The organism is Eisenbergiella tayi, assembly GCF_001881565.1.
Lineage (GTDB): Bacteria > Bacillota > Clostridia > Lachnospirales > Lachnospiraceae > Eisenbergiella > Eisenbergiella tayi.
The window spans coordinates 594,591-619,856 of record NZ_MPDJ01000005.1 but is presented as its reverse complement, the minus strand read 5'-3'; the positions used below and the strand labels follow the sequence as shown (position 1 = coordinate 619,856).

General features: G+C 47.2%; 20 protein-coding genes. 17 read left to right on the top strand and 3 right to left on the bottom strand.

All coding sequences use genetic code 11. The features are described 5' to 3' along the window. The first annotated feature begins 23 nt into the window (after positions 1-23). The 3 genes from BLA28_RS20815 (at position 24) to BLA28_RS20805 (ending at position 4,766) form a co-directional block, all read left to right on the top strand. The gene (locus BLA28_RS20815; protein ID WP_069157893.1) at positions 24-1,382 is read left to right on the top strand and encodes an ABC transporter substrate-binding protein; all 1,359 of its coding nucleotides are present in this window, start codon (positions 24-26) and stop codon (positions 1,380-1,382) included. A gap of 98 nt (positions 1,383-1,480) precedes the next feature. Beyond that, on the top strand, positions 1,481-3,031 hold the full coding sequence (locus BLA28_RS20810) for a response regulator transcription factor (RefSeq protein WP_069157892.1): 1,551 nt from the start codon (positions 1,481-1,483) through the stop codon (positions 3,029-3,031). Then, entirely contained in the window at positions 2,997-4,766 is a 1,770-nt protein-coding gene (locus BLA28_RS20805; RefSeq protein WP_069157891.1) for a sensor histidine kinase, read from the top strand. The genes BLA28_RS20810 and BLA28_RS20805 overlap by 35 nt, the downstream gene beginning before the upstream one ends. Positions 4,767-4,842: 76 nt before the next feature. Here the strand turns inward: BLA28_RS20805 and BLA28_RS20800 are convergent, their stop codons facing one another. Then, the gene (locus BLA28_RS20800) at positions 4,843-5,994 is read right to left on the bottom strand and encodes a Gfo/Idh/MocA family protein (RefSeq protein ID WP_081330055.1); all 1,152 of its coding nucleotides are present in this window, start codon (positions 5,992-5,994) and stop codon (positions 4,843-4,845) included. Positions 5,995-6,021: 27 nt separating this feature from the next. Next, a complete protein-coding gene (locus BLA28_RS20795; protein ID WP_069157890.1) occupies positions 6,022-6,843 on the bottom strand; it encodes a sugar phosphate isomerase/epimerase family protein in 822 nt (273 codons plus the stop codon). A 268-nt stretch (positions 6,844-7,111) separates the two neighbouring features. Here BLA28_RS20795 and BLA28_RS20790 point away from each other — a divergent pair, with 268 nt between their 5' ends. From BLA28_RS20790 to BLA28_RS20740, 11 genes are all read left to right on the top strand, one after another. Beyond that, positions 7,112-7,930 carry an AraC family transcriptional regulator gene (locus BLA28_RS20790; protein WP_069157889.1) on the top strand — a complete coding sequence of 273 codons (819 nt, stop codon included), beginning with the start codon at positions 7,112-7,114 and terminating at the stop codon, positions 7,928-7,930. A 287-nt stretch (positions 7,931-8,217) separates the two neighbouring features. Further along, a complete protein-coding gene (locus BLA28_RS20785) occupies positions 8,218-9,138 on the top strand; it encodes an ABC transporter permease (protein WP_044967556.1) in 921 nt (306 codons plus the stop codon). A gap of 21 nt (positions 9,139-9,159) precedes the next feature. After that, entirely contained in the window at positions 9,160-10,026 is an 867-nt protein-coding gene (locus tag BLA28_RS20780; protein ID WP_069157888.1) for a carbohydrate ABC transporter permease, read from the top strand. 77 nt (positions 10,027-10,103) lie between these two features. Further along, positions 10,104-11,666 carry an ABC transporter substrate-binding protein gene (locus BLA28_RS20775; RefSeq protein ID WP_069157887.1) on the top strand — a complete coding sequence of 521 codons (1,563 nt, stop codon included), beginning with the start codon at positions 10,104-10,106 and terminating at the stop codon, positions 11,664-11,666. Between the two features lie 58 nt (positions 11,667-11,724). Beyond that, entirely contained in the window at positions 11,725-13,485 is a 1,761-nt protein-coding gene (locus BLA28_RS20770; protein ID WP_081330054.1) for a hypothetical protein, read from the top strand. A 39-nt stretch (positions 13,486-13,524) separates the two neighbouring features. Further along, a complete protein-coding gene (locus BLA28_RS20765; protein ID WP_069157886.1) occupies positions 13,525-14,643 on the top strand; it encodes a Gfo/Idh/MocA family protein in 1,119 nt (372 codons plus the stop codon). Between the two features lie 117 nt (positions 14,644-14,760). Next, positions 14,761-17,037 (top strand): AraC family transcriptional regulator, encoded by a 2,277-nt coding sequence (locus BLA28_RS20760; RefSeq protein ID WP_169897280.1) that lies wholly within the window; start codon positions 14,761-14,763, stop codon positions 17,035-17,037. Then, positions 17,027-18,166 carry a Gfo/Idh/MocA family protein gene (locus tag BLA28_RS20755; RefSeq protein WP_069157884.1) on the top strand — a complete coding sequence of 380 codons (1,140 nt, stop codon included), beginning with the start codon at positions 17,027-17,029 and terminating at the stop codon, positions 18,164-18,166. The genes BLA28_RS20760 and BLA28_RS20755 overlap by 11 nt, the downstream gene beginning before the upstream one ends. A 28-nt stretch (positions 18,167-18,194) precedes the next feature. Further along, positions 18,195-19,022: a sugar phosphate isomerase/epimerase family protein gene (locus tag BLA28_RS20750; RefSeq protein ID WP_069157883.1), complete on the top strand. Its 828-nt coding sequence runs from the start codon at positions 18,195-18,197 to the stop codon at positions 19,020-19,022. 44 nt (positions 19,023-19,066) lie between these two features. After that, a complete protein-coding gene (locus BLA28_RS20745) occupies positions 19,067-19,987 on the top strand; it encodes an aldo/keto reductase (RefSeq protein WP_069157882.1) in 921 nt (306 codons plus the stop codon). Between the two features lie 97 nt (positions 19,988-20,084). Next, the gene (locus BLA28_RS20740) at positions 20,085-20,918 is read left to right on the top strand and encodes a sugar phosphate isomerase/epimerase family protein (RefSeq protein WP_069157881.1); all 834 of its coding nucleotides are present in this window, start codon (positions 20,085-20,087) and stop codon (positions 20,916-20,918) included. A gap of 131 nt (positions 20,919-21,049) precedes the next feature. On the opposite strand, the gene BLA28_RS20735 is transcribed toward BLA28_RS20740, so the two are convergent. After that, the gene (locus tag BLA28_RS20735; protein ID WP_044967539.1) at positions 21,050-21,847 is read right to left on the bottom strand and encodes a helix-turn-helix transcriptional regulator; all 798 of its coding nucleotides are present in this window, start codon (positions 21,845-21,847) and stop codon (positions 21,050-21,052) included. A 290-nt stretch (positions 21,848-22,137) separates the two neighbouring features. On the opposite strand from BLA28_RS20735, the gene BLA28_RS20730 reads away from it, so the two are divergent. From BLA28_RS20730 to BLA28_RS20720, 3 genes are read left to right on the top strand one after another with little or no spacing between them, the layout of a single operon-like run. Next, positions 22,138-23,388: an ABC transporter substrate-binding protein gene (locus BLA28_RS20730; protein ID WP_044967537.1), complete on the top strand. Its 1,251-nt coding sequence runs from the start codon at positions 22,138-22,140 to the stop codon at positions 23,386-23,388. 27 nt (positions 23,389-23,415) lie between these two features. Further along, on the top strand, positions 23,416-24,327 hold the full coding sequence (locus BLA28_RS20725) for a carbohydrate ABC transporter permease (RefSeq protein ID WP_242880609.1): 912 nt from the start codon (positions 23,416-23,418) through the stop codon (positions 24,325-24,327). A gap of 33 nt (positions 24,328-24,360) precedes the next feature. Beyond that, entirely contained in the window at positions 24,361-25,203 is an 843-nt protein-coding gene (locus BLA28_RS20720; protein WP_044967535.1) for a carbohydrate ABC transporter permease, read from the top strand. Positions 25,204-25,266 lie beyond the last annotated feature (63 nt).

Here is a 25,266-nt window from a genome sequence, read left to right as displayed (position 1 = left end):
AAAAGTAAGGAGGGTAAGATGGTATGATGAAAAAGAAAGGGATGGGAACAGTAATATCAATACTTCTGACGGCTGCCATGCTGCTGGGAGGCTGCGGGAGCGCGGCTGAGACTCAGACGCCGGCAGAGGAGACGAAGAAGGAAACCGTACAGCAGGAGGTGAAGGAATCCGCTGCGGAGGAAAAGGCGGAGGAGACGGACGGGGAAGTGGTAGAGCTTACCATGTTCGGGTTCAAAACAGGGGCTGAGCAGGGTGCTTTGCCGGAATTGATTGAACAGTTTAATAATGAGAATCCGGGTATCCATGTTACTTATGAAGGAATTTCCAATTCGGGCGGTTATCAGGACGTGCTCACTTCCAGGCTCGCAAGCGGGCAGGGAGATGATATTTTTATGGCGCAGGCCTATCTGGGGCAGCTGCAGGAGGCCGGATATGTAAAGGATCTGTCTGGTGTGTCTACGGTTGCAGATTATACGGAGCTGGTGCAGGATCTGATGACCATTGACGGACAGATCAGCGGACTTGGCATGGAAATCGCGGTTTTTGGTATGTTTGTGAATATGGATCTGTTAAAGGAGTGCGGAATTGAAAAGGCTCCCGCCAATTATCAGGAGTTTCTGGATGCCTGTAAGGCGGTTACGGATGCGGGGCATACGGCAATTGCCTGCAGCGGAAAAGACGGAACAGGACTGGCGGTTTTCGCAGCTACCAGGGGATTGTATCCTTTATACCAGGATGCGGAGAAAGCGGCTAAAATAGAGCAGATCAATACGGGTGAGCTTTCCTTTGGTTCCTATATGAAAGACGGGTTTATTCTTTTGAAGGATCTGATTGACAAGGGATATATTAATCCGGAAAAAGCGCTGGTAACTGAGGCTGCAAAGGATGATATAGCTGAATTTGTAAAAGAAGATACGGCATTTATGCCCGGCGGTTCCTGGTTTGTTTCATCCATCAATGAAGGGGCGCCCGACATGAATTATATCCTGACCGGGGTACCGGTAATGGACGATGATTCCCTGATTATGATTAACGCCGGTGTCAAGCTGTGTATTAACAGTAAAACGGAACACAGCGCGGAGGCCGAGAAATTCATTGAATTTATGACGGGAAAGGAAAGTCTGGATAAATATGTACAGAGCCAGAATTCCTTCAGTCCTTTAAAGGACGGTTCCAGTACTTCTAATGCGGTAGTGGATCCGGTTGCGGAATATCTTACCAGCGGCAGGATGATTTCCTGGGTGGATCCTTCCTTTAAGAGCCCGGTAGAACCGTGGACCATCGCCCGTTCTTATGCATCTAATATTGCTGCGGGAGCGGATATAGATACAACCGTGAAGGATATGGATACGGATCTGACCAATAAGATTAAGCTGAAGTAATCTTCCTGATTTATACGAAAGGGCAATCTGACGCAGGTGCGGGTTGTCCTTTGTTTTTAATTTGTTTATAATCAGATAAACGGGAAGGGGGAGGAGATTTGTATACAGCGGTAATAGCGGATGACGAAGTATGGATCAGAAAATGGCTGGAACAGGTGTTGTCGAATTATGATAAGGAAATAAGGGTTGCGGCCAGTCTGGATGACGGCCTGAAGGTAAAGGAGTTTCTGGAAAAGGAAGAGGCAGATATATTGATATCCGATATCCGTATGCCGGGGATGACCGGCCTGGAGCTGGCAAGGTGGCTGAGAGAACAGGGGCGGACTACAAAAGTCATGATCATCAGCGGATACAGTGATTTTGAATATGCAAAGGAGGCCCTGCACTGGAATGCCGTTGATTATATTTTAAAACCCATAAAAAGAGATGAATTTACGGGGGCTCTCAAAAAAATCATAGAGCTTTTGGGGGAGGAAGAAAAACAGCGTTATGCCCGGGATCATTTCAAAATAGTGGTGGAAAGATGTTACAGGGACTGCCTGATGTTCCAGGAGGACAGCGCGCTTCAGAAGCTGATGGAAACGCTGGAAAGGAACGGATTGGGAGACAGTCCTTATTATGTTGCCCTTCTGCAGAAGGAAGGGGAAAGCTATGAAACGGTTATGGATATTTTTAAAAAATATCATTTCCCCGAGCAGGCTGTCTATCTGGTTTCCTGGAATGAGGCAAGCTGGTATGCTTTTATATTGGAAAAAGGAGGTGCGGGTACCAGGGCGGCGGCGATGCATCTTGCGAACGACTGGCAGGAGGAGAGAATGCTCTTTGCCATGACCGGAAGATATGAAAGTACAGGCGACGTGTGGAAGGCGATGGATTGCCTGACGGAAAAACTGATGGAACAGGCAGCAGACAGGGTGAAGGCGGAAACGGCCGGAAATAATACGGTAATCGGTAAAAATATGGAGCAGCTTTGCGGCAGGATTGTTTTTTATCTGCGGAGTCTGGACAGGGAAAAGGTGAGAACAGAGATTAAGAAGTTCTATGCCGGATTCAGGGAGGGAGCTGTTGAAGCGAAATATTTGTATGCCTATCATCTTATGCTGGCAGGAGAAATGATGAAGCTGGTGATTGCAGACGGGGGAGTGCCGGCAGACCGTCTGATTACGGACGGGGCACAGCTTTCCGTAATGGCCAGGGGGTATTTTCATGTATCGTCCCTGGAAGAAAAGACGATTTCGTATGCTGAGAAATTACTTGATTTTCTGGAAGAGAAAAAACGCATGGAAGGCAGTAATGTGGTCGATAATGTGAAAGAATATATGGAGAATAACTACGAAAAGGAATTAAGCCTCACCTATATCAGTGAGATGTTTCATATAAATACCAGCTATTTCAGTAAGAAGTTCAAGGAAGAAACGGGCAGGAATTTTATTGAATATCTGACGGAAATAAGATTGAGAGAGGCAAAGAGGCTTCTGGCTTCCACCGGGCTGACTATCGCGCAGGTAGGTGAGCATACGGGGTACAGGGAACCGAAGTATTTCAGCCGGATATTTATGAAATATACAGGTATGACACCGTCTTCTTATCGGGAAGAAAAGGGGATTAATTCGAATGAGACGAAGAAAAATCAGGTTCGGAATCTATAACAAGATGTTTTTTTCCATGCTTCTGACGGCGTTGATTCCTCTGTTGATGCTTTCCATATATGTTTCGGCCAGATACTATCATAAAACAGCGGCCACCGTTCTTCGGCAAAACCAGCTGGTGGAAGAAAGTCTGGGAGGACAGGTGGAAGATTATCTGGGAAAAATGGAGCAGGTTTCCAATATCTGCTTTAACCAGGAAATTCAGGATCAGCTGGAAAAGGAGCAGGATCTGGCGGGCAGGTTTGCCCTTCAGCAGCTTTTGGAGAGAAACATAAGGGTAGAGATGGATTTCCTGCAGCTTGCAGACCGAGTGGAAGGGATTGGGATATGCAAATCCGGCGCAGAAGCTTATTATGTGAATGATTTTCCGGATTTTATTACGAGAAATGTTGATTTTGAGCGGCTGGATGAGGAACTGGACAGAAGATATAAATATTATCAGATTCAGACAGTGGGCAGTCTACCCGGAATAGAAGCGCCTGACGGGATGGAGGAATGGGAAAACCGGTATGTTTATGTCAGGAAAATCAGGAGCACAAGCCTGAAAAAAACGACGGTGGCCTGGTTTTTTCTGTTATTTGACAGGAGCCAGTTGGATGAAATCATGAAGGATCTGTGGGAACTTCAGAAGGTCAGGACGGCGGTTACAGACAGGGATGGAAATGATTTATATATTTATCCTGAAATGGGGAACGAGGAGTGGAAGGAGTTATCAGATCCATTCTCGGCAGGGGAAGATGCGGTAGAATATAATTGTTTTATCCGTGATTATGAAATGGGAAACAGCGCGTTGACGGTCCGGTTTTATAACGATAAAACTGAGATATTAAAGGAATTGGATATTCTGCAGAAAGTGCTTACCAGAATTATTCTGCTGAGTATTATTTTGATTATAGCAGGGGCTTTCCTGCTTACCCGGGTGCTTCTGGAGCCTATAAAAAAGCTGCACAGGAATATTGAAAAGATGGAAAAAGGGGATTTCCATATCCGGACGGAAGTAAAGGGAAATGATGAAACGGCGGATATGTGCAGGGCTTTTAACCAGATGGCGGAACGGATTGATGTTTTGATCAATCAGGTATATACGACTCAGCTTAAGGAGAAGGAGGCGATTATTGCATCACTGCAGTCCCAGATAAATCCGCATTTTTTGTATAATACTCTGGACATGATTAAATGTATGGTTGAGATGAAAGGGGTATATGAGGCCGGTGAAATGATCACCGCGTTGTCGGATCTGTTCCGGTATGCGGTTCAGAATAAAGAGCCTATGGCGGAATTAAAAGAGGAACTGCATAATCTGGAACAATATATGCTGATAATCCGGGCCAGGTTCGGTGAGAAGATAGATTATATTATTGATGTGCCGGAAGAGCTTTACTCGTATCATATTTTAAAGATATGCCTCCAGCCGATTGTGGAGAATGCAATTAATCATGGGCTGGCCAGGCAGTCTGAAGCAGGTAAAATCCTGGTATTTATCAGGAAATCAGAGGATATGCTCCGTATTGTGGTAAAGGATACGGGTATCGGCATGTCTGCGGATAAGCTTTTCCTGCTGCGGAAGGAACTGGACAGTAAGGCGGGAGAATTTTCCAAAGAGGTTTCAGGAACGGGCCTTAAGAATATCAATGACAGAATCCGGCTCTATTACGGGGAGAGATACGGTATGGTGATTGACAGTAAAGAGGGGAAGGGGACAACCGTGGCGCTTCTGCTTCCTGCTGACGGATAAACGATTAACAGGATAAGGGGACTGCCATGGCAGTCCCCTTGCTTTATCAAAAAAATTCAATTGTGAATACACCCTGTTAGATTTCTTCCAGATGGATTTCCACTTCTTTGCCGGCTTTTGCAGACTGTACAATACCGTCGATGATAGCCTGATTGTAAAGGATCTGGCTGGAGGGCACGGGAGCGGTTCCGTTTTCTTTAATTGCATCGATAAAGGAACGAAGCTTCTTATAAAAAATACCCTGGCCATTGTCCGTTTGAGGATACATGGGGAATTCAAATTCCACGGGTAAGCCTGCCACGTCCTTGTACATTTTCATGGGGCCGCCGATGGAGCCGTTCCAGCATTCTGTGGAAGGGATTCGCAGGGAGGCTTTTGTTCCCATGATGATGGTATCTCCGGGAGTATCCAGATGCATGGCCCAGGCAATGCGGAAATCGAGGATGATACCGCCTTCCAGACGGATGAAGGCTGCTGCGAAATCATCTACGTCGAATCTGGCGGCATCCTCCGGGGTATTGAATTCGGGATCGGTGCCCAGATAGTTGGAGCGGTAGCCGGATACGGTCAGGGGCTTGGGATAGCCTATGGCGTTCAGGACCATGTCCAGGGAGTAGCAGCCGATATCACCCAGCGCGCCGATGCCTGCTGTTTTTTCTTCAATGAAGGTGCTTCCGGGAATGCCGTGTCTGCGGCCGCCGCCGGTCTGTATGTAGTAGATGCGTCCGAGTTCACCGGAATCCACGACTTTTTTAATCATCTTCATATTCTCGTCCATACGGGGCTGGAAGCCGAGAGAGAGGATTTTTCCGCTCTTTTTTTCTGCACGGACGATATCCAGGGCTTCCTGGGTGGTGACGCACATGGGCTTTTCCAGAAGGACATGAAGGCCCTTGTTCAGAGCATCGATGGTACATTCTGCGTGTGTTTTGTTATAGGTGCAGACACATACCGCATCCAGATCGGTTTCAGCCTCCAGCATTTCTTTGTGAGAAGGATAGAGACGTACATTTTCCACGCCATAGCGTTTAAAGAAGGCTTCGGCCTTTCCGGGAATTAAATCGGTGCCTGCTACGATGTCCACATCAGGCATCTGCTTCAGCGCTTCCACATGGGATTCGGCTATCCATCCGGTACCTATGATGCCGAATTTCAGCCTGCGGGAGCAGTCAATGGTGTTTTCTTCGTGAGTTTCCGGTTTGAACTGGGATAATACTTTGTCAGACATTTTTTTCCTCCTGCTTATATTTTGGATTTAATCCAGAGATTTTAAGTATTGTAAACTGATGCGGGAACATTCTATGGGGGTGAGCCCTTTAGTGGGATCATCCTGTTCCACCACAAGCCATTCGGCGCCGGCTTCTTCGGAAGCCTTCAGGATAGAAGGGATATCCTGCATTCCCTGTCCTAAAGGACGGAGTTCAAAGGTTCCTTCCTCTTTCTTTTCATGCTGTTCTCCTTCCAGGCCGATCAGCGCGTAGGAAACACCGGCATTTCCGGATTTGTAGAAATCTTTGAGATGCACGATGGGCGCCCGGCCGGAATATTTGCGGATATAGGCGGCGGGATCTACTCCGGAGGCCTTTACCCAGCAGGTATCCTGTTCGGTCTGCAGCAGGCTGGCGGGAATATCGCGGTACATGATATCGAGAAGATATTCTCCGTCTTTTTTGGCGAATTCGAAGTCATGATTGTGGTACAGGAGGGTCATGCCGTTAGCGTTGGCGAGTTCTCCGAGATGGCAGGCTTCTTTTTTAAAGCTATCATAACCTTCTGCACCCGGACGGAATTCCTCGGTGAGGTAGGGGATAGCGATATAGCGGCATCCCATTCCGGCATAGTCTTTCATGGTCTTTTCGGGATCCGCGGACATTTCCGCCAGCGGGACATGGGCGGAGATAGGAACCAGTCCGGCTTCTTCGCACATCTTTTTCACCTGTTCGGGGGAATAACCGCATAAGCCAGCGAGCTCAACGCCGTCGTAACCCATTTCCTTCACCTGTGCCAGGGTACCGGGAAAATCTTTCTGCAGCTCATTCCGCACGGAATAAAGCTGTAAGGCAATTGGACAAAACATAATAAATCCTCCTATTCTTTGCAGTAGCTGTTCCGATGCTGCGGGGCAGGCCCATTGGATGCTTCGGACGGCAGCAGACATTTTTCACTGCCGGTTTGCTGTTTGGCCTGCAGCACAGCTTATAGTGTTAAAATAAGACAAAATATGTTATAATACAAGCCAAAACAGGAATTAAGCAAGTCAAAATATGCTTATTTGACTGACGGATGTCATTCATATAATAAATAAGGAAGCTTTATGGCAAAAAGGTGGGCGGAAAGGGGACTTTGTGAAATTTTTTTATGAAAAGCGGCCGGTGCCGCTGCAGATTCATTATGGAAGGGATCTCTCCTATGATGCGCATATGCATGATCATATTGAACTGGTGGGAATGCTGAAGGGAGAGGCGGCCGCCTTTGTGGATTCCAGGGAATACAGGCTGCAGGAGGGGGATGTATTCATTGTGTTCCCCAATCAGATCCATCGTTATGAGAAGGTGGAGGAAGAGTATTATATGATCTTTATTTTCCAGCCGGATTTGACGGAGGAATTTTCCCAGGTATTTCAGAGAATGGTGCCGGAGGATGCGCTGATCAAAGGGGGTATGGGGGACAGGAAATTGAAACAGGCTATGGAGAACATTATGGAGCTTGCGCAGAAAGAGACGGATATGTTTTCCGGGGCGGAAATGAAGGGGAATTTCCTTATATTACTGGGGAGGCTGCTGGCCCGGATGAGGCTGCAGGGCACATCGGCGGCGGATACGCAGACGCTCAGGCAGATACTGAATTATTGTGTGGAACATGTGGAGGATGATCTGCGGCTGGAGGCGGTGTCGGCGGGGCTTCATATTTCAGGCTCTTACATATCCCATCTGTTTGTGGAAAAGCTTCATATGACTTTCGGGGAATATGTCCGGACGCTGCGAGTGTCGCGGGCTTGCAGGCTTCTGCAGGATGGCCGCAGGACGGTTACGGAAGCGGCATATGAAGCGGGCTTCAATTCGCTCCGTTCATTTGACCGGGCATTTGCCAAGCAGATGAAAATGACTCCGGTGGAATATAAAAGGAAACTGGCGGACGGAAGGGATAAGGGAATGGGAAATTAGGAACTGGAGAAATCCGGTTCCTTTTTTTATTGGGTATAAGGACGGCTCACAGGGCGTGGTATCGGGTGGTTGGCATTAATAATAAACATGAAGCAAAAGTGCACTATAAATAATTGACATTACTGTGCAATATATCCAGTAAAAAATTTTATTAACTATAAAAATTTGAGATTTGCGTTGAATATGCCTGATTTTTATAGCTTTTCTGAAATTGTTCTGTTTACCGTGAAAGGAATTGGCAGATATAATCGGCATTGAACCAAATCAAGCGGGAAGGAGGTGAAAAAATGAAGAAAGTGAAAGAAGTGTTCCGGGAATTGAGAAAAAACAAATGGAATTATCTTTTCCTGACGCCTGCAGCCCTTTATACATTTATATTCGGCTATGCTACCTTACCATATATGATAATCGCTTTTGAAAAGTTTGATTTCAGGAAGGGGATACGAAGCCCGTGGGTGGGCCTGAGCAATTTTGAGTTTTTCTTTAAGAGCTCCCGGGCATGGGAGGTTACCAGGAATACGGTGCTGATGAATGTGTACTATATTATATTCGGAACGGCGTTCGCAATCCTGCTGGCTCTTTTGGTTAATGAAGTGAAACACAAATATTTTCTGAAGGTTGCGCAGTCGACACTGCTGTTTCCCTATTTTATATCCTGGGTTATCGTAAGCTACATATTATATGCGCTGCTTTCCACAGATTACGGAATATTTAATTCCATACTGACGGCGCTGCATCTGGAACCGATATCCTGGTATTCGGAGGCAAAATACTGGAGGGCTATCATTGTTATCGCAAGGATATGGAAGACGGCCGGATACAGTTCGATTATTTACCTGGCAGTCATCGCCGGAATTGACAGCAGTATTTATGAAGCGGCGGCAATTGACGGGGCGAGCAGGTTCCAGATCATAAGAAGAATAATGCTTCCGCTGCTGATGCCCACCGTATGTATCCTGCTTCTGATGGATGTGGGAAAGATGTTCTACGGAGATTTCGGTATGGTATATGCCCTTGTAAAGGATTCCGGGCAGCTGCTGCCGAAGGTGGATATCATCGATACTTATGTGTTCCGTATGCTGCGTGTGACGGGGGATCCGTCGCTTTCCATGGCAGTTGGAATGTATCAGTCCCTGGTGGGTTTTGTACTGGTTTTCACTACCAATTATATTGTAAAAAAGAGTTATCCGGACGGCGCGCTGTTTTAAGAGCCAGGAGGAGAGAAAGAAATGAAAAAAATAAAATTGTCGGGAATTATCATATATACGCTGGTGACTCTCTTTTCCCTGTGCTGCATTCTGCCGATGGTGCTTGTTTTCATGGTATCCATTACGGATGAAAGGGCAATCGGAATGAACGGCTATTCGTTTTTCCCTGAGGCCTTTTCCCTGGAAGCGTACCGAAGAATGATTTATCCGGGGTCCCCTCTGTTCAGAAGCTATGGGGTGACGATTGTCATGGTGGTGGCAGGGACGTTCCTGGCGGTGATAATGACTTACTTTGCGGCTTATCCGCTGGCCAATCAGAAGGTGAAATACAGAAACGGTTTTGCACTTTACTTTTTTATCACTTCCGTTTTCAATGCGGGTCTGGTACCCTGGTACCTGATATGCCGGCAGCTGCACATGTATAACAACATGCTGGCGCTGATCATTCCGTCCATGGTTTTCACACCGTTTAACATGTTTCTGGTGAGGAACTTTATTAAGGATGTGCCGGTGGCGCTCATGGAATCTGCAAGGATTGACGGAGCCGGGGAACTGAGAATTGCAACGCAGATTTGTATGCCGCTGTGTAAGCCTGTCCTGGCGACCGTCACATTATTTTATGGCATCGGGTACTGGAACAGCTGGTTTAATGCGATTATGCTGGTGGACAATTCCAGCCTCTATCCGCTGCAGATGCTGCTGATGAAGATACAGTCGGATATTAAAATGCTGACGATGGTAAACGGGGCATCTACAGGAATGGTGCTGCCCACGGAAAGTGTGAAGATGGCGACTGTGGTGATGACTGTGGGACCGATTATTTTCCTCTACCCTTTTTTGCAGAAATACTTTGTAAAGGGTATCATTATGGGATCTGTTAAGGGTTAGAATGCGGATGCAGGAGAAAAGCAGACAAATAATAAGAAAAAAACAATTCAATAGAAAAATAAGGGAGGTAACATTTTATGAAACGGAAAAAAGCAGGCAAGGGCATGGCGCTCATACTCGCTGCGGCGATGACGGCAGGGCTGCTGGGAGGCTGCGGAAGCAGTGCGAAAACAAGTGCTGTGGATAATACAGCAGTGCAGGACAAGGAAACAGCGGCTGCGGAGGCGGAAAGCGGAGAAATCCAGAAGGTCAGATATGTGACGCCCGGTAATGAGTGGTCGGATCAGGCTTATGTCCTTGAGCAGGTGAATAAGAAGCTGCTGGAAGACGGGATGAACCTGGAAGTGGAGCTGATCCGGATACCCTGGGATGCATGGGATCAGAAAACAAACCTGATGCTGTCCACAGGCGAAGAGTTTGAACTGATTCATGTAATGCAGGATCTGAAGTCGGCATCCGTGCTGCGCAGCCAGAATGCCATTATTCCCATCAACGAATATGTGGACAAATATCCTCATCTGAAAGAAGTGATGGGAGATTTCTGGAGTGATTTTACCGTAGAAGGGGAAATTCTTGCCGTACCAGCGGCTTCCACGAACAATATCAGCAAGGATTACGGCCGGGTTTACTATCAGCAGGAGGTCTTTGACAGAGCGGGCTGTACCATTCCTCAGACGATAGACGAGCTGCTGGATGATGCGGTTAAAATGCAGAAGATGATTAAGGAAGAGACAGGCAAAAATGTATACTGCTGGCCTCATCAGCTCAATTCTGTTCCCGACTGGATGCACAGAACCTATGATGACGCTCCCTTCACGGTGGAAAATACACTGGGGCTGGTAAGGATCGATCAGGACGGAACCGTATCCTCCTGGTATGAAAGCGAAGATTTTAAGAAGGACTGCGAGACCTATAAGAAAATGTATGATATGGGTCTGCTTCACCCCGATATCCTCACACTGGATCATGAATTCCAGGCGAGTGAAGGGGAAAACGGAAGGTTCCTGTTCGGTTTTGATACCTATACCTATCCGGCCATGGAAATGAGCCTGAAGAAAAATACAGGAAATACGTTATCGGATTTTGTATTGAATGAAGAGCTTGGAAATTATCGTTTCTTCTCCATTTTCAATGGCAACGCGGTACCCAGCTCCTGCAAGAATCCGGAAGCGGGAATCAAGTTTCTGGACTGGCTTTACAGCAATGAAGAGAATTACCGTCTGTTCACTTATGGAATTGAAGGACGTAATTACAATATAGTAGGCGATCGTATCGCGGAATTTGTCAAAGGGCCGGATGGAAATAATACCTGGCATTATGATGAATGGCAGATGGGCCTGATCGACTACAAGCTTTTTGAGGAAGGAATTTCTGAAAAATGTCTGGAAGTGGAAACACAGCCTATGAGCGGCAAGATTACGGTCAGCCCTATTATTGGCTTTACCTTCGACCAGACACCGGTAGCAAATGAAATCGCAAACCTTCAGACAGAAGTGATCGCGTCCATTTATCCTATTAAATTCGGCCTTGTGGATTATGACAGCCACATTGATGATGCCATAGCTAATCTGAAAGCGGCCGGAATGGATAAGGTGATCGATGAATACAGAAGACAGTTTGAAGAGTTCAGAGGACAGTGACAAGAATAGTGTTTATGCCGTTTGCACGGCATATCTGAGACAGGATTAAGGTAAAAAAATGGGACTGTATAAAAATTTTAAAATTGCATCTTATGCACATGCACAATATCTGGTATCAGCGGCCGAAGAGGATATTGTAAGGCAGATTGATTATTTTGACGCTTATCTGGGCGGCCTGGATAAAATTTATCTGGAGCCGTTCCGGGGAGAACACAGGCTTTCCGAAGAGAAGGCTAAAAGATTTATTGAAATTTTTAAGGAGAGAGGAATCGAGGTTGCGGGCGGCTTTACCGCAACCACGGATCTGGATGATGAGACTGTCCACCGGATATTTGATGTGTACTGCTATTCCCGGGATAATTTCAGGGAAGAACTGAAAAAAGAAATCAGGCAGACGGCAAAGCTGTTTGATGAATTCATTCTGGACGATTTCTTTTTCACCAGCTGCAGATGTAAGGAATGTATCCGCAAAAAAGGGAACAGAAGCTGGTCGGAGTACCGCCTGGAGCTTATGGAGGAAATCGCGCATCTTGTATGTGATACGGCCAAGGAGGTGAATCCGGACTGTAAATGTGTCATTAAATATCCGAACTGGTTTGAGTCATGGCAGGAAACCGGTTATAACCCGGAAAAGCAGAAGGATATATTCGATGCCATCTATACGGCGGCGGAATCCAGGAATCCGAAGATGAGCCAGCAGCATCTTCCCCGTTACCTGAGCTATTCGCTTTTCCGGTATCTGGAAAATGCAGCGCCCGGAAAGAACAATGGCGCCTGGGTGGACAATGGGGACAGCTCCAATAATATCAACTGGTATGCGGAGCAGGTATTGCTCGCCGTCTATGCCGGGGCGAAGGAAATCTGTCTCTTCGGTTTCGGAGGCCTGACCGATTCCCCGTATCTTCCCATGCTGGGCTGTCAGCTGAGGCTGGCGGATGAAGACAGGAGCCGGATGGGAAAACCGCAGGGGGTGAGTGTGTATCATCCGTTCAACGCGGACTGCGGAGAGGATCAGCTCTATAATTACGTGGGAATGCTGGGCATTCCGCTGGAGCCCACGCCATTTTTTGATGAAAAAGCGGATAGTATATTCCTGACGGCGTCGGCCTGTAAGGATCCCCAGGTGATGGATAAACTGAAAAACTATGTGGCGGACGGGGGACATGCCATCGTAACCAGCGGTTTTGTGAAAAACATGCAGGGCAGGGGAATAGAGGATATGACCTCCGCCAGAGTGACGGAGAAGGTGGTTACGGGAGATTATTTCTGTACGGATCCCTATATCGGGGACAGAAGGGAATTCTTCCACGGCCCGGCAGCCATAACCATGCACGGTATGGATTATAAAACCAATGCGACCTGGTCCGACGCGGAAATGATTACGGAATACTGCAATTATCCTGTCTGGCTCAGGGATGATTACGGTCAGGGAGAGCTTTACATATGGAATATTCCCGATAATTATTCGGACCTGTACCAGTTTCCTGTGGAAGTGGCGGATCTGTTCCGGAAAAACTTTGCAAAGAATCAGAGAGTATATCTGGAGGCTGAGGATCATTATAATCTGTTCCTGTATGACAACGATACCTTTCTTGTACGTTCCTACAGGGAATACAGAGAATATATAAAGATCGTTGTAAAAGGGGAATGCAGCCGCCTTGCCGACCTGCGTTCCGGAAAAACATATGAGCCTGTATCGGTGAAGGATCAGCCGGATCAGCGGTTTGATGTGGCTTATGTTCCCAAGGGAGCGAAGGAAAGTGTGTTTGAGATTTATTTCTCACCGGGAACAGAACAGTTTTTACAGATTCTTCCCTAGATAATCAGGCCGCGGCTGCGGTCGGAAAGGCAGCATAAAATGAACAGAAAATATAGAGTGGCTGTGATTGGGACAGGGCTGATCGGAGCGACCAGCCATATCCCGGCCTATCAGGCCCTGTCGGATCGGTGTGAAATTATAGCGGTATGTGACAACAGAAAAGAAGCGGCGGAATTCGTGGCGAAGAGGAACGGGATCGAAAAGGTGTATACGGATTCCGCACAGATGCTGGAAGAGTGCAGGCCGGATATTGTGTCCGTGTGTACGCCGAACCGGTATCATAAGGATTGTACCATTGCGGCCCTGAAGGCAGGAGCCCATGTCATCTGTGAAAAGCCCGTATGTATGACTTATGCGGATATCTGTGAAGTATACGAGACGGCCCGGCAGTGCGGGAGATTATTTATTCCCTGCCATAATAACCGTTTCGGGCAGAGGGAAACCATCCGGAATCTGGTGAAGGAAGGCCTGCTGGGGGATGTTTACTTCGGAGAGCTGGAATGTGTGAGAAGGAGGGGAATTCCTGACTGGGGAGCCTTTCATCTCGCAAGCGAAAGTATCGGCGGCCCGTTCTGTGATGTGGGCGTGCATTTTGTGGATTCCCTGCTTTTTATGCTCGGGAATCCGGAGTTTGAAAGTATTTACGGAATGACGGCGGCCATGCTGGCGAAACAGACGGAAGAGGAAGAGAAGCCCGCAGCCGGCACGCAGGATGCCTTTCTGCGCAGGCCTTACCACGGCAGTGAATTCAGCGTGGAGGATCATGCGGCGGGCAGCATTCGTTTTCAAAACGGCCTGTTTGTTAACTTCAAATTTTCCTGGGCGCTGAATGCGCCGGAATGCGACGGAATCCGTCTGGCGGGAAGCAAAGCCGGCTTTGTCTATGATAAGCTTGCGCGCGACCAATATCGTCTCTATGGAATGATGGGGAAGGATATGGCCGATACCATACTGGATCTTCATACGAGATATGAGGTGAAGGGAATGGAGAATCCCGGTCATTACCTGCTGATCCGGCACTTCCTGAACGTCTGTGACGGCGTGGAGGAGATGATGATAACAGAAGCGGAAATCCGGAATCTGACGGCGATACTGGAAGCCTTTTATCTGTCGGCCAAACGCGGCGGTCAGGTGACAAGAGCGGAAATTATCGGATAAATCGGGCTGCCGGATGCGGTACATGGACAGACAGCCAGCACTTTGATAAGATGAAATAAAGTGATAAACCTTTCCTGCCGGCGGAGGCTGAGATGCGGGAACGGAAGGAGGATGGCTGTGTTGCGGAAAATAAAGAAATTCTATCTCTACAGGAAGATCGTACTGTCCTTTCTGCTGCTGAACATGATTTCCACTCTGTTCGTCAGCGGAGCGCTGTATCTCATTTTCAGGGATACCTCCCAGAAGGAGCAGGCGGCCTATTCTCTGGAAAATCTGTCGCAGCTGGATTCATCGGCGGAAAGGATTTATGAAAGCCTTTCGCCTGCCATCAACTATATCCTGGCGTCCGGTTATGCCTCCTCCTTTATGGAAAGAAAAGATCTGGGAAGGCTGGAGGAGTTCAGGCTGCTGGAAAACCTAAAGGTGCTTCAGACCGCGAACGCACAGTTTGGCTTTATCGGAGTCGTTAATCTGAATACGGACCGTTACCTGGGAACCAGGGGCGTGTATACCGGACTGGAGGCTCCGATCCGGCAGGTCAGGAATAAAGAGGAAGAAAATGGACTTTTCTTCTTTAAAAGAAACGTGAAAAAAAATGAAAATATTGAAGATTCGAAGACGATACCGGTACTAACTTTTGTTTATGTACCAAAAGGGAGATATGCCAGCGGGCTGATTGTGATCGATGTGGAAGAAAGCTACTTCCGGGAACTGTTTCAGCCGCAGGAGAGGATCGGGCATGACGCCCAGGTATTTGTCCTTGGAGAAGACGGGGAGATCCTGATTGATGCGGGAAACGGCAGCACATCCTGCCGGGAGCTTCTTCCGGACGCGCAAAAGCTGCGGATGACGGAGACTTCCTTTACGGCGCGGGAAAGCGTCGGCGGGGAAAAATATATGGTGGCCTGCCTGAAATCCTCCGTACCCGGCTGGTATTTTGTAAGTGTCCGCGCAGGACAGGAAATCCTGCCGGCAGCAAAGGAGCTGCTGTTTTTTGTGGCAGGAATTGAGGCCCTCATGATCGGAGTGAACCTGTTGGTGACCTTTCTTCTGGCCCAGCGTATATACAGCCCCCTGGGGAGCCTTTACCGGAAGCTGGAGCACAAGGATGCGGAGGAGCATATCAACGAAATAGAAGCTTTTGACCAGGCTTTTGAAACCTATGAAAAAAGAACCTCGGCGCTGGAAGAATACCGCAGCCGTTCTGCCCGGTTTCTCAGTGACAGCTGGCTGAAGGCTGTGGCGCGGGGGGAGATCATACCCCAGGAGCAGGAAAACCCTCCGGAATATTGTGAATTCAGTTTTGATGCCGCATATTACAGAGTATTGCTTATCAGCTTTGCCGATAACGATGATTTTCTGGAACGGTTTTCGGAAAAGGATCAGCAGATCATCGAATTTGCGCTGGGGAATATACTGCAGGAGCTGATAGGGAGCTATTGTGTCAATCTGCCGGTTATGACGGAGACCAACTGCAGGATGGTGGTACTGAAGCTGAAGACGCCGGCCGTGCCTTCCGAGGTGCTGCTTGGCATCGGAGAATTACAGAATGAATTTATGTGTCATATGAGCCTTGTCATCGAAGCCTGCTATGGGAAATGCGTAAGCCATTGGGGGGAGCTGAGAAGTTCCTGGCTTTCGGCCATGGAAGGACAGCGCAAGAGGCTGTTTTTGGGAAGCGGAGTGATCATTGACGCGGAGTATGACTATGGAAGGATCCGGAATCCGGAATATCCCTATAAAGCGGCGAAAAATCTGGGAGAATCCCTGTTTGCCGGGGACAGCCAGGGTATTCGGCGTGAAATTCATCATTTTGTGGAACGGCTGGAAAAAATGGATGTGGACAATATCATCGGTTTTGCAGCGAGATTGTACCATGAAATGGTGCAGAACTACAGCCCGGAGAACAGCAGCCTGCGCAGCCAGCCGGCTGATCAGATCCGCAGGGCCATGGACGGCGTCGGTTCGATGGAGGAGCTTTCACAGCTTCTGGAGAAGCTGGCGGACCGGATTATGGAAGAACGGAAAAGGAAACAGGAGGACGGTGCGTCCAACGATGCAGTGAGTGCCGCCCGCAGTTATATGGAAGAGCATTATATGGACAGCAGTCTGAGCGTGGAAATGCTGGCGGATATAGCCGGGCTTTCACCGGCTTATTTCGGAAAGCTTTTTTTCACCACCGTCCATGTGAGCTGTAATGATTATCTTATGGAGCTGAGGCTGCGCAAAGCGGCGGAGCTTCTTGCGGAAACACAGGATACGGTCAGTACGATCAGTCAGGCTGTGGGAATCAACAGCACGAATTATTTTTATATTGTTTTCAAGAAAAAGTACGGCTGTACGCCTGTCCAGTATCGGAGACAGATAAAAGAGGAGCAGGAAAATGGAAAATAAAAAACTGAGAGTTTGTATTATAGGAGCCGGATTTATCACGGGAACACAGCACATTCCGGCCATCAATAAATTAAAGGACCGCCTGGAGCTGGCAGGTGTGGCGGACTGCCGTGAAGACGCGCTGATCCATCTCGCAAAAACCTATGGGATCAAAAACATCTATACGGATCCCATGGAAATGCTGGATAAGGAAAAGCCTGATTTGGTGCATGTGTGTACGGCTAACAACACGCACAAACATTTTACGATAGAAGCGCTTCGCAGAGGAGCCAATGTACTGTGTGAGAAGCCGCTGGCGCTCACTCTGCGCGATGCACAGGAAATGCTGGCTGAGGCAAAGAAGGCCGGAAAGCTGCTGATGACCTGCCAGAATTCCAGGATCGGCGCTGTTCAGGAAATGAAAAAGATAGTGGACAGCCAGGAGCTGGGAGAGATTTATTATACGGAAATTGAGAATATCAGGAGAAGGGGAGTTCCCACCTGGGGAAGATTCCACTCCGCGGAAGATAATGGCGGCGGCCCGTTCTGCGATCTGGGCGTGCATTATCTGGACAGCGCGCTGTATGTGCTGGGAAATCCTGCTTTTACGAGCGTATCTGCAAATACATGGCGCAAGGTGGCGGACAGATATGACGCGAATCAGGAAACTCTGCCGGCCATGACGGGAAATCAGCCGTTCCTTCCGAGAAATGATTATGACAGAAAAGAATTTACCGTGGAGGATTATGCAGCAGGCCTTGTACGGTTTCAGAACGGGATGCAGATGCAGATGAAATTTGCCTGGGCGGTCAACCTTCCCAAGGCGGATGCTTACCGGTTCGCGGGAACAAAGAACGGAATGGTATACCGCAAGGGAGAAAACCTGGAGAATCCCATCAGCCTGTACGGGCAGCAGGGAGATAATCTTGTGGATGCCCAGCTGGAAGTGGAAATCGCGAAGCCGGGAGCCATGGAAGATTTTGGTCATAAGGGAATTATCGAAAATATGGCGGATGCGATTCAAAAAGGCACGCCCCGCCTGATTACGGAAGAAGAGATGCTCAACGTGGCTGCGATTATAGAAGCGTTCTATCTTTCCGCAGCGGAAAACAGAGAAGTGAGAGCGGACGAACTGGAACAGTTTGCCTGACGGACAGCAAAAAAAGGAGAAATCAGAGATGAGTGATATGAAATTAGGTCTGCAGATGTGGAGTATCCATGACGTATGTATAGAAAAAGGTATGCCGGAGGCCCTGCGCCTGATCCGGGAAATGGGCTATGAAGGCTTTGAATTCGCCCTCGGCGACTGTGCCACTCTGGAAGAACGGTGCGGCGCCAAACCGGCAGAGGTGAAAAAGGCGCTGCAGGAATATGGGGTGAAGGCGATCGGTTCCCATATTTCCTTTGAAAGGCTTTTGGAGGATCCGGATCCGGTATTGAAGGACTGTGTGGAATATGAGGTGCCCTATGCGGCGATAGCGCCCATTTTTTACGGAGACAGGACGCCCTTTGAAGAACAGCGCCGGCTTTATAAGGAAACAGTGCGCCTTTCCCGTCTGTTTAAGGAAAACGGGATACAGCTTCAGGTACATTGCGCCGCATTCGGTTTCCTGAAGGATTATAAGGGACGGAATACGGTGGAAGGGATGTTTGAGGAATGTTCTCTGGAATACCTCCAGCCGGAGTTTGATACGGCATGGATGATCTGTTCCGAGATCGATCCCCATGAATATCTGGCGAAATATAAGGGATATGTGGACATTCTCCATTTGAAGGATTATCACAAAATTCCCGAATATTCTCCTTATGTCCTGGTGCGCCACAATACCATCTGTGAGGAAAATTACGGCTGCGGTGTGGGTGACGACGGAGTGCAGGATGTGGGGGACATCATTAAAACGGCGGAAAAAGCAGGTACGAAATGGATTGTGACGGAGCTGTGGAATGAAAAGAATTCCCTGGAAAATGCCAGGGCAAGCGCCGACCTCATCAAAAAGTATTTATAAGAGCTTATCCGGGCTGTCGGCCTGATAAAGCAGGAGAGGAAGATATGGAATACATACAACTAAAAGGCACTTCGCTGACCGCGTCCAGAGCGGCTTTCGGCTGCATGAGACTGGCAGAGCTTTCTGTGGAGCAGGCAAAGCGGCAGATCGAACATGCGATGGAGCTGGGAATCAACTTTTTTGACCATGCGGATATATACGGCGGCGGAAGCTGTGAGGAGATCTTCGCTAAAGCGGTGGATATGAAGCCGTCTGTGCGGGAGAAGATGATCCTGCAGAGCAAATGCAGCATCCGGGATGGCTATTATGATGCTTCCGCGGCGTATATCCGGAAGGCTGTGGACGATATACTCGCCAGGTTGCATACGGATTATCTGGATATTCTCCTGCTGCACCGTCCGGATGCTCTCATGGATCCGGGGGAGACGGCAGAAGCGCTGGAACGCCTGCACGAGCAGGGGAAGGTACGTTATTTCGGCGTTTCCAATTATAATGTCATGCAAATGGAGCTGCTGCAGAAATATATGAAACAGCCTCTTGTTGTCAATCAGCTTCAGATCAGCCTTGCCCATACACCGTTAATCGATGAAGGGATGGCGGTCAATATGGATATTGACCAGAGTGTTTTACGGACAGGCGGACTGCTTCCTTATTGCCAGTGGAAGGAAATCAATGTACAGGCATGGTCACCCTATCAGAAAGGCTTTTTCGGAGGCTCCTTTATCGGGGATCTGGATGAATATGGGGAGCTGAACAGCCTGATCGATTCTCTGGCATCCAAATACGGCGTGTCGAAAACAGGGATTGCCGCGGCATGGCTGTTCCGCCATCCGGTGAACATGCAGGTAATTCTGGGAACCATGAATGAAAAACACAGACAGGAAGGCTGCGAGGGCCTGGATGTTGTGTTGGAACGGAAGGAATGGTACGACCTTTACCGGGCGGCCGGAAATATCATACCGTAAAAGAGGGTTTTATGGATTCAGTTTTTGTGCCGTAAAGGCGCATTTGTGCCACAGAGGTGCATTTGTGCCATAAAGGCGCAAGGGAAAGGAAGGAAAAATGAGTGATTTAAAATTAGGCATCCAGATGTGGAGTATCCATGATATCTGCGTACAGGAAGGAATGGCCTCCGCTATAAAAAAAGTAAAAGAGATGGGATATAACGGCTTCGAATATGCATTGGGCGACAGCATCACCCTGAAGGAGAGATGCAATACCGATGCAGAGGAGGCTGTAAAAATTCTCCGGGAATATGATGTAAAAGCGCTGGGCGCCCATATTCCCTTTGAACCGATGCTGATCGATCCGAAACCGGTGCTGGAGGAGTGTCTGAAGCTGGAAATCCCTTATGCCGCCGTAGGCCCTGTATTCTGGGGCGACCGCGCCACCTATGCGGAACAGAAGGAAACCTATGACAGACTGAAGGAAATCGCGATCCTGTTTCATAAAAATGGAATTCAGCTTCAGGTGCACTGCTCGGCCTTCGGTTATCTGAAAGATTATAAAGGCAGATATGTGGTGGAAGGCATGCTGGAGGAAGCGGGACTTGAAAACCTGCAGCCGGAATTCGATACCGCATGGATGATCTGCGGAGGCGTGGATCCTGTGGAGATGCTGAAAAAATATGAAGGGCATGTGGATATCCTTCATTTCAAAGATTTTCATCCTTTGCAGGAGGAATATTCCTATCTGATGGTTCGCCATAACACGATCTGCGAACAGCAGCATGACGGCTGCGCGGTAGGGGAAAACGGAGTGCAGGATCTGGAAAGCATCGTGAAGGCAGCCGGGACATATGGAACGAAGTGGCTGATCACGGAGCTGTGGAATGAGAAGGATTCTTTGCGCAATGCACGTGTGAGTGCGGAAAACCTGAGTAAATATATGAAATAACGGACGAATCGGAAGTGCTGTGAAAGCGGCAGCATACTTAAATATGGAAAAGGCGGAGTCATGTACGGAAGTACATTGCGCCGCCTTTTCCATTTGATAATTCTGTACGCCTGTGGCGGCAGATGGAAATATTAAAGCAGAGAATAGCTTTTTTTCATATTCCGTTTATATTCGGAAGGGGTAATTCCATGAAACTGCTGAAAGACTCTGTAGAAAGTGCTGAGACTTTCGAAACCGGACTGATAGCTGATATCTGTTACAGGAAGCTCTGTTGTTAAGAGCATTTTGTTGGCATTTTGAATTCGCAGGGCATTCAGATAATTAGTGAAGCTGCAGCCGATCTTCTGTGAGAAACAGCGGGAAATATGGTATTTGCTGATTCCAAACTCATGAGAGAGGTCATCCAGGGAAAGGTTCTCCATGTAGTGGCAGGAAAGATAGGTGAGAAGATCCGGGAGAAAAAAATCCGGCTTTTCCCGTGGAATCAGGTTAAAACAATTTAAGATCTGCCCCATTATGACATAAAGATAACCCTGAAGCAGACGCTGATCATATGTCCAGTAGCGGTCAAGAACGATGGTGTTGAAGGCATGTATGATGTCCGGATGTACCTGATCCGCCGCAAGAAAAGGATATTCGGGCTGTTTGGAAGAAAGCAGAAGCTTATAATTTTCCACCAGTGCGGAATCGAAAATCACTGTGAGCAGATAGTTGGGAACTCCTGCGCGGCGGTAGCTGTGTATGACGTCAGGGAAGGCAATGGAAAGCTCGCCGGGGGCCATCATTTTCTGACAGTTTCCAATTTTTGTATCGACGATGCCTTCACATACATACATGATTTCAATTTTCTCATGCATATGAGGAACGAAATCCATGTCTACAAAAAAAGCTTCATAATTATAATCACGTTTTTCATAAAAGAAAGACATAAGAAATCCCTCCCCTGCAATATTTGGGAATATTATGTACTGATTTAAGAAGCATTTTACTATAGAGGTGGGGTATAGTAAATACGTTGTTGAAATAAATGCATAAAATACCTGAAAAAATCACTATATTGCATGGAAAAACTGTGAAATCAGACTTGAAAAGTAAGACAGAAAAAACTATGGAATTTTTTCGTTTGCAGGATATGGGACATATTATGTATTTATTTTACCGGATGAACCCTTATGGGGGTTGGGAATAAGAATAATGATTCAGACATGGGAGGAGAATTATGTTTAAGAAAAAGGCAGCAAAATTGTTTATGGCAGCAGCCGTCACAGCATTGACGGTAGTAGGAGCCACAGGATGCGGTGAGAAAAAGGAAATTGAGTTCTGGAATCTTTGCACCGGTCCGGATGGAGAAAATATGGTTGCATTAATAGATGGTTTTAATGCAACAAATCCGGAATACAAAATTAAAAATGTGACGATGGAAGGCGGGGATTTATATACGAAGATACCTACCGTAGTCAATTCCGGGACGGGGATTCCTGATTTGGCCTTAATTAATGATATTTCAAGACTCCGTATGTTTTACGAGCAGGGATTATTGGAACCTGTTGATGAAACCCTGACGGTTTATGTGCCGGAGCTTTCCAAAGACAGCTATCGTGCGGCTGCATGGAATGTGGGAACCTGGGACGGAAAACAGTATTCTATCCCCATGGATGTTGGGGTAACAGGTATTGTTTATAACAAGGATCTGGTTGACAAATATGCACCGGGCGCATTGGATGACAATGTGATTACAGTAGAGGAAATGATGGAAATCCTTCCCAAGGCTAAAGCGGATGGAATTGCCACGCATACTCCTGCATTTTTCGCCTATGAACAGATGGTGTCTCTTGCAAAACAGCAGGGCGGGGAACTTTTTGATGAAAACGATAATCCCACAATAAATACGCCGGAATTCAAACAGGCGCTTCAGACGATGAAAGACATCATCGATCAGGGCGGCGGAAGCGATAACGGAGAAGATAATCTGCAGCTGTTTATGATGAAGGGATCGGTGTTCACCCACACAGGAGTATGGGACAAGAATTCATTGGATAAGGCAGAGGATTTGAACTGGGGAATGTGCAATACATTGGCTTATGACCCTTCTGTATATTATAATGTATCCTTTACCAATCAGTTCATCATGCTGAAGGATGATAAAAGAAGCAAAGAAAAGGAAAAAGTGATCGCTGACTTTTTGAATTATGTAAGGGTGCACTCTGATGTATGGGCAAAATCAGGACAGGTTCCCGCCAGCAACGCGGTAGATGATATGGACGAGTTCAAGAATATGAAGCAGTATTTGTTCATTGAGTCCCCGGAAGAAGAAAATGCAATTGTTATCAATACCTTCCGTTACGGGGGATATGCTTCGGATGCTTTTGGAGTTGTGCTCAATGACGTACTATACGGCAATATGAGTATCGATGATGCATTGGCACAGGTTCAGAAAGAAGTGGAAGATAAAATCGCGCAGGCCCAGTAGGAGAACTGCGGGGCAGGAGGAACGGCTTTGAAACAGAAAACAGATAAGCAAAACAAGCAGCTTTCTATGAAGACAAGGCGTAAAATACTTCCATTTTTATTTGTTACGCCTCATCTGATTATATTCCTTATTTTTTCATTGATTCCTATTATTTATGGATTGTACATATCCTTTACAAAATGGAATTTTCTGGGGACTCCTGAATGGGTAGGGCTTGCAAATTATAAGGAAATTCTGTTCAGTACGGAATCCACATATTACAGGCAGTTTATGAATGGGTTAAAAAACACATTCCTTGCGGTGGTGCTTAATGTGCCGCCCAGTATCATCGTGCCTTTGGTACTGGCACTGGCTCTGAATGTAAAGGTCAGGGGATCGAAATTTTTTCAGTCCGTTTTTTATCTGCCGTGCCTTTTATCCTTATCAGCTGTTTCCATCATATGGATTCAGATTTTGAATAAACGTTTCGGTGTCCCCAGCGTCTTTGGAATTAACTCCGCTCTGACAGTAGAGCAGCCCTGGGCATGGCTGATGATTGTACTGATGTCCACATGGTGGGCGATAGGGACTAATATGGTTATTTATCAAGCCGCATTGGGAGGCGTGCCGAAAGAATTGTATGAATCGGCATCGATAGACGGAGCCGGGAGCATAAAGCGTTTCTTCTACATTACGGTTCCCTCCATCCGTTTCCAGATCCTCTATACAATTGTTATGACTACAATTGCCGGCTTTAATATTTATGGACAGCCTTTGATGCTGACAGAAGGCGGCCCTAACGGATCTACTACCGTATTGATTATGGAAATCCGGAAACTGGCCTTCGGAACCGGACAGCCCATTGCAGGCATGGCGTCTGCAATGGCAATCTGTCTGGGAGTTGTGATTCTGATCATTTCAGCGTTTCAGTTTTTTGCCATGAATCGAAAAGAGAATTAATTTCTGTATGAAAGAGAGATAGGAGCGTGAACTATGAGCAAAAATACGAAAATGGTCAAAATCATTGCCTTTCTTTTCCTGCTGGTATTGGCTCTTGCCTGGCTGTTTCCTCTGATATGGGGTGTTTTTACTTCCTTTAAATCGGAAACGGAAATTAAGACAATGGGTTTTCATATGATACCGGTAAAATGGGTATTGGATAATTACATTAAGGTAATCTGGAATAAAAACAACTTTCCGGTAATACGATGGTTTTTGAATTCAACACTGATGGCAGGGCTGTCGACAATAATATCCGTTGTTCTTGTTTCTGTTACGGCCTATGGATATACCAGGTTCCAGTCTAAATTTCTGGACAGGATGTTTTATGTTGTCATGGCGGTATCCTTGTTCCCGTCCATTGTAAATCTGATACCCCTGTATAAAATTGTTTCTTCCTTAGGCTGGGTAAATACGATATTTGCCGCAATCGTGCCGGGTTTTGCCAGTGTGACGAATATTTTTCTGGTTCGGCAGTTCCTGCAGGGAATTCCAAAGGAATATGATGAAGCGGCCCGGACAGACGGTGCGGATGAAATACGGACGTTCGCCCTGATTCTGGTACCGATGCTCAAGCCGGTGCTTACTGTAGTTGCCCTGTTTAATTTTACCGGTGTATGGAATGATTTCTTGTGGCCGACCATTGTATTTAACGATATTAACAGAATGCCTATTACAGCCGGTCTTCAGCTGATGAGAGGACCATATAAAACATTTGATATGGGTGTAATCCTGGCGGCAGCCATTATAGCTATCGTCCCGACCTTTATCATATACCTGTTTTCACAAAAATATTTTTTAAGTTCCCTGTCGCTTGGTGCGGGAATTAAAGGATAAATGGGAAAGACCCCGATGTCAGATGTCTTGGTGCAGACAAGGACATCGGGGATTTTTTATCCC

What these genes read in the sequence shown, in the direction of transcription:
- BLA28_RS20815 (WP_069157893.1), top strand. Translation starts at nt 24, where the DNA reads ATGATGAAAAAGAAAGGGATGGGAACAGTAATATCAATACTTCTGACG.
- BLA28_RS20805 (WP_069157891.1), top strand. Translation starts at nt 2,997, where the DNA reads ATGAGACGAAGAAAAATCAGGTTCGGAATCTATAACAAGATGTTTTTT.
- BLA28_RS20800 (WP_081330055.1), bottom strand. Translation starts at nt 5,994, where the DNA reads ATGTCTGACAAAGTATTATCCCAGTTCAAACCGGAAACTCACGAAGAA.
- BLA28_RS20795 (WP_069157890.1), bottom strand. Translation starts at nt 6,843, where the DNA reads ATGTTTTGTCCAATTGCCTTACAGCTTTATTCCGTGCGGAATGAGCTG.
- BLA28_RS20785 (WP_044967556.1), top strand. Translation starts at nt 8,218, where the DNA reads ATGAAGAAAGTGAAAGAAGTGTTCCGGGAATTGAGAAAAAACAAATGG.
- BLA28_RS20780 (WP_069157888.1), top strand. Translation starts at nt 9,160, where the DNA reads ATGAAAAAAATAAAATTGTCGGGAATTATCATATATACGCTGGTGACT.
- BLA28_RS20775 (WP_069157887.1), top strand. Translation starts at nt 10,104, where the DNA reads ATGAAACGGAAAAAAGCAGGCAAGGGCATGGCGCTCATACTCGCTGCG.
- BLA28_RS20770 (WP_081330054.1), top strand. Translation starts at nt 11,725, where the DNA reads ATGGGACTGTATAAAAATTTTAAAATTGCATCTTATGCACATGCACAA.
- BLA28_RS20765 (WP_069157886.1), top strand. Translation starts at nt 13,525, where the DNA reads ATGAACAGAAAATATAGAGTGGCTGTGATTGGGACAGGGCTGATCGGA.
- BLA28_RS20755 (WP_069157884.1), top strand. Translation starts at nt 17,027, where the DNA reads ATGGAAAATAAAAAACTGAGAGTTTGTATTATAGGAGCCGGATTTATC.
- BLA28_RS20750 (WP_069157883.1), top strand. Translation starts at nt 18,195, where the DNA reads ATGAGTGATATGAAATTAGGTCTGCAGATGTGGAGTATCCATGACGTA.
- BLA28_RS20745 (WP_069157882.1), top strand. Translation starts at nt 19,067, where the DNA reads ATGGAATACATACAACTAAAAGGCACTTCGCTGACCGCGTCCAGAGCG.
- BLA28_RS20740 (WP_069157881.1), top strand. Translation starts at nt 20,085, where the DNA reads ATGAGTGATTTAAAATTAGGCATCCAGATGTGGAGTATCCATGATATC.
- BLA28_RS20735 (WP_044967539.1), bottom strand. Translation starts at nt 21,847, where the DNA reads ATGTCTTTCTTTTATGAAAAACGTGATTATAATTATGAAGCTTTTTTT.
- BLA28_RS20730 (WP_044967537.1), top strand. Translation starts at nt 22,138, where the DNA reads ATGTTTAAGAAAAAGGCAGCAAAATTGTTTATGGCAGCAGCCGTCACA.
- BLA28_RS20720 (WP_044967535.1), top strand. Translation starts at nt 24,361, where the DNA reads ATGAGCAAAAATACGAAAATGGTCAAAATCATTGCCTTTCTTTTCCTG.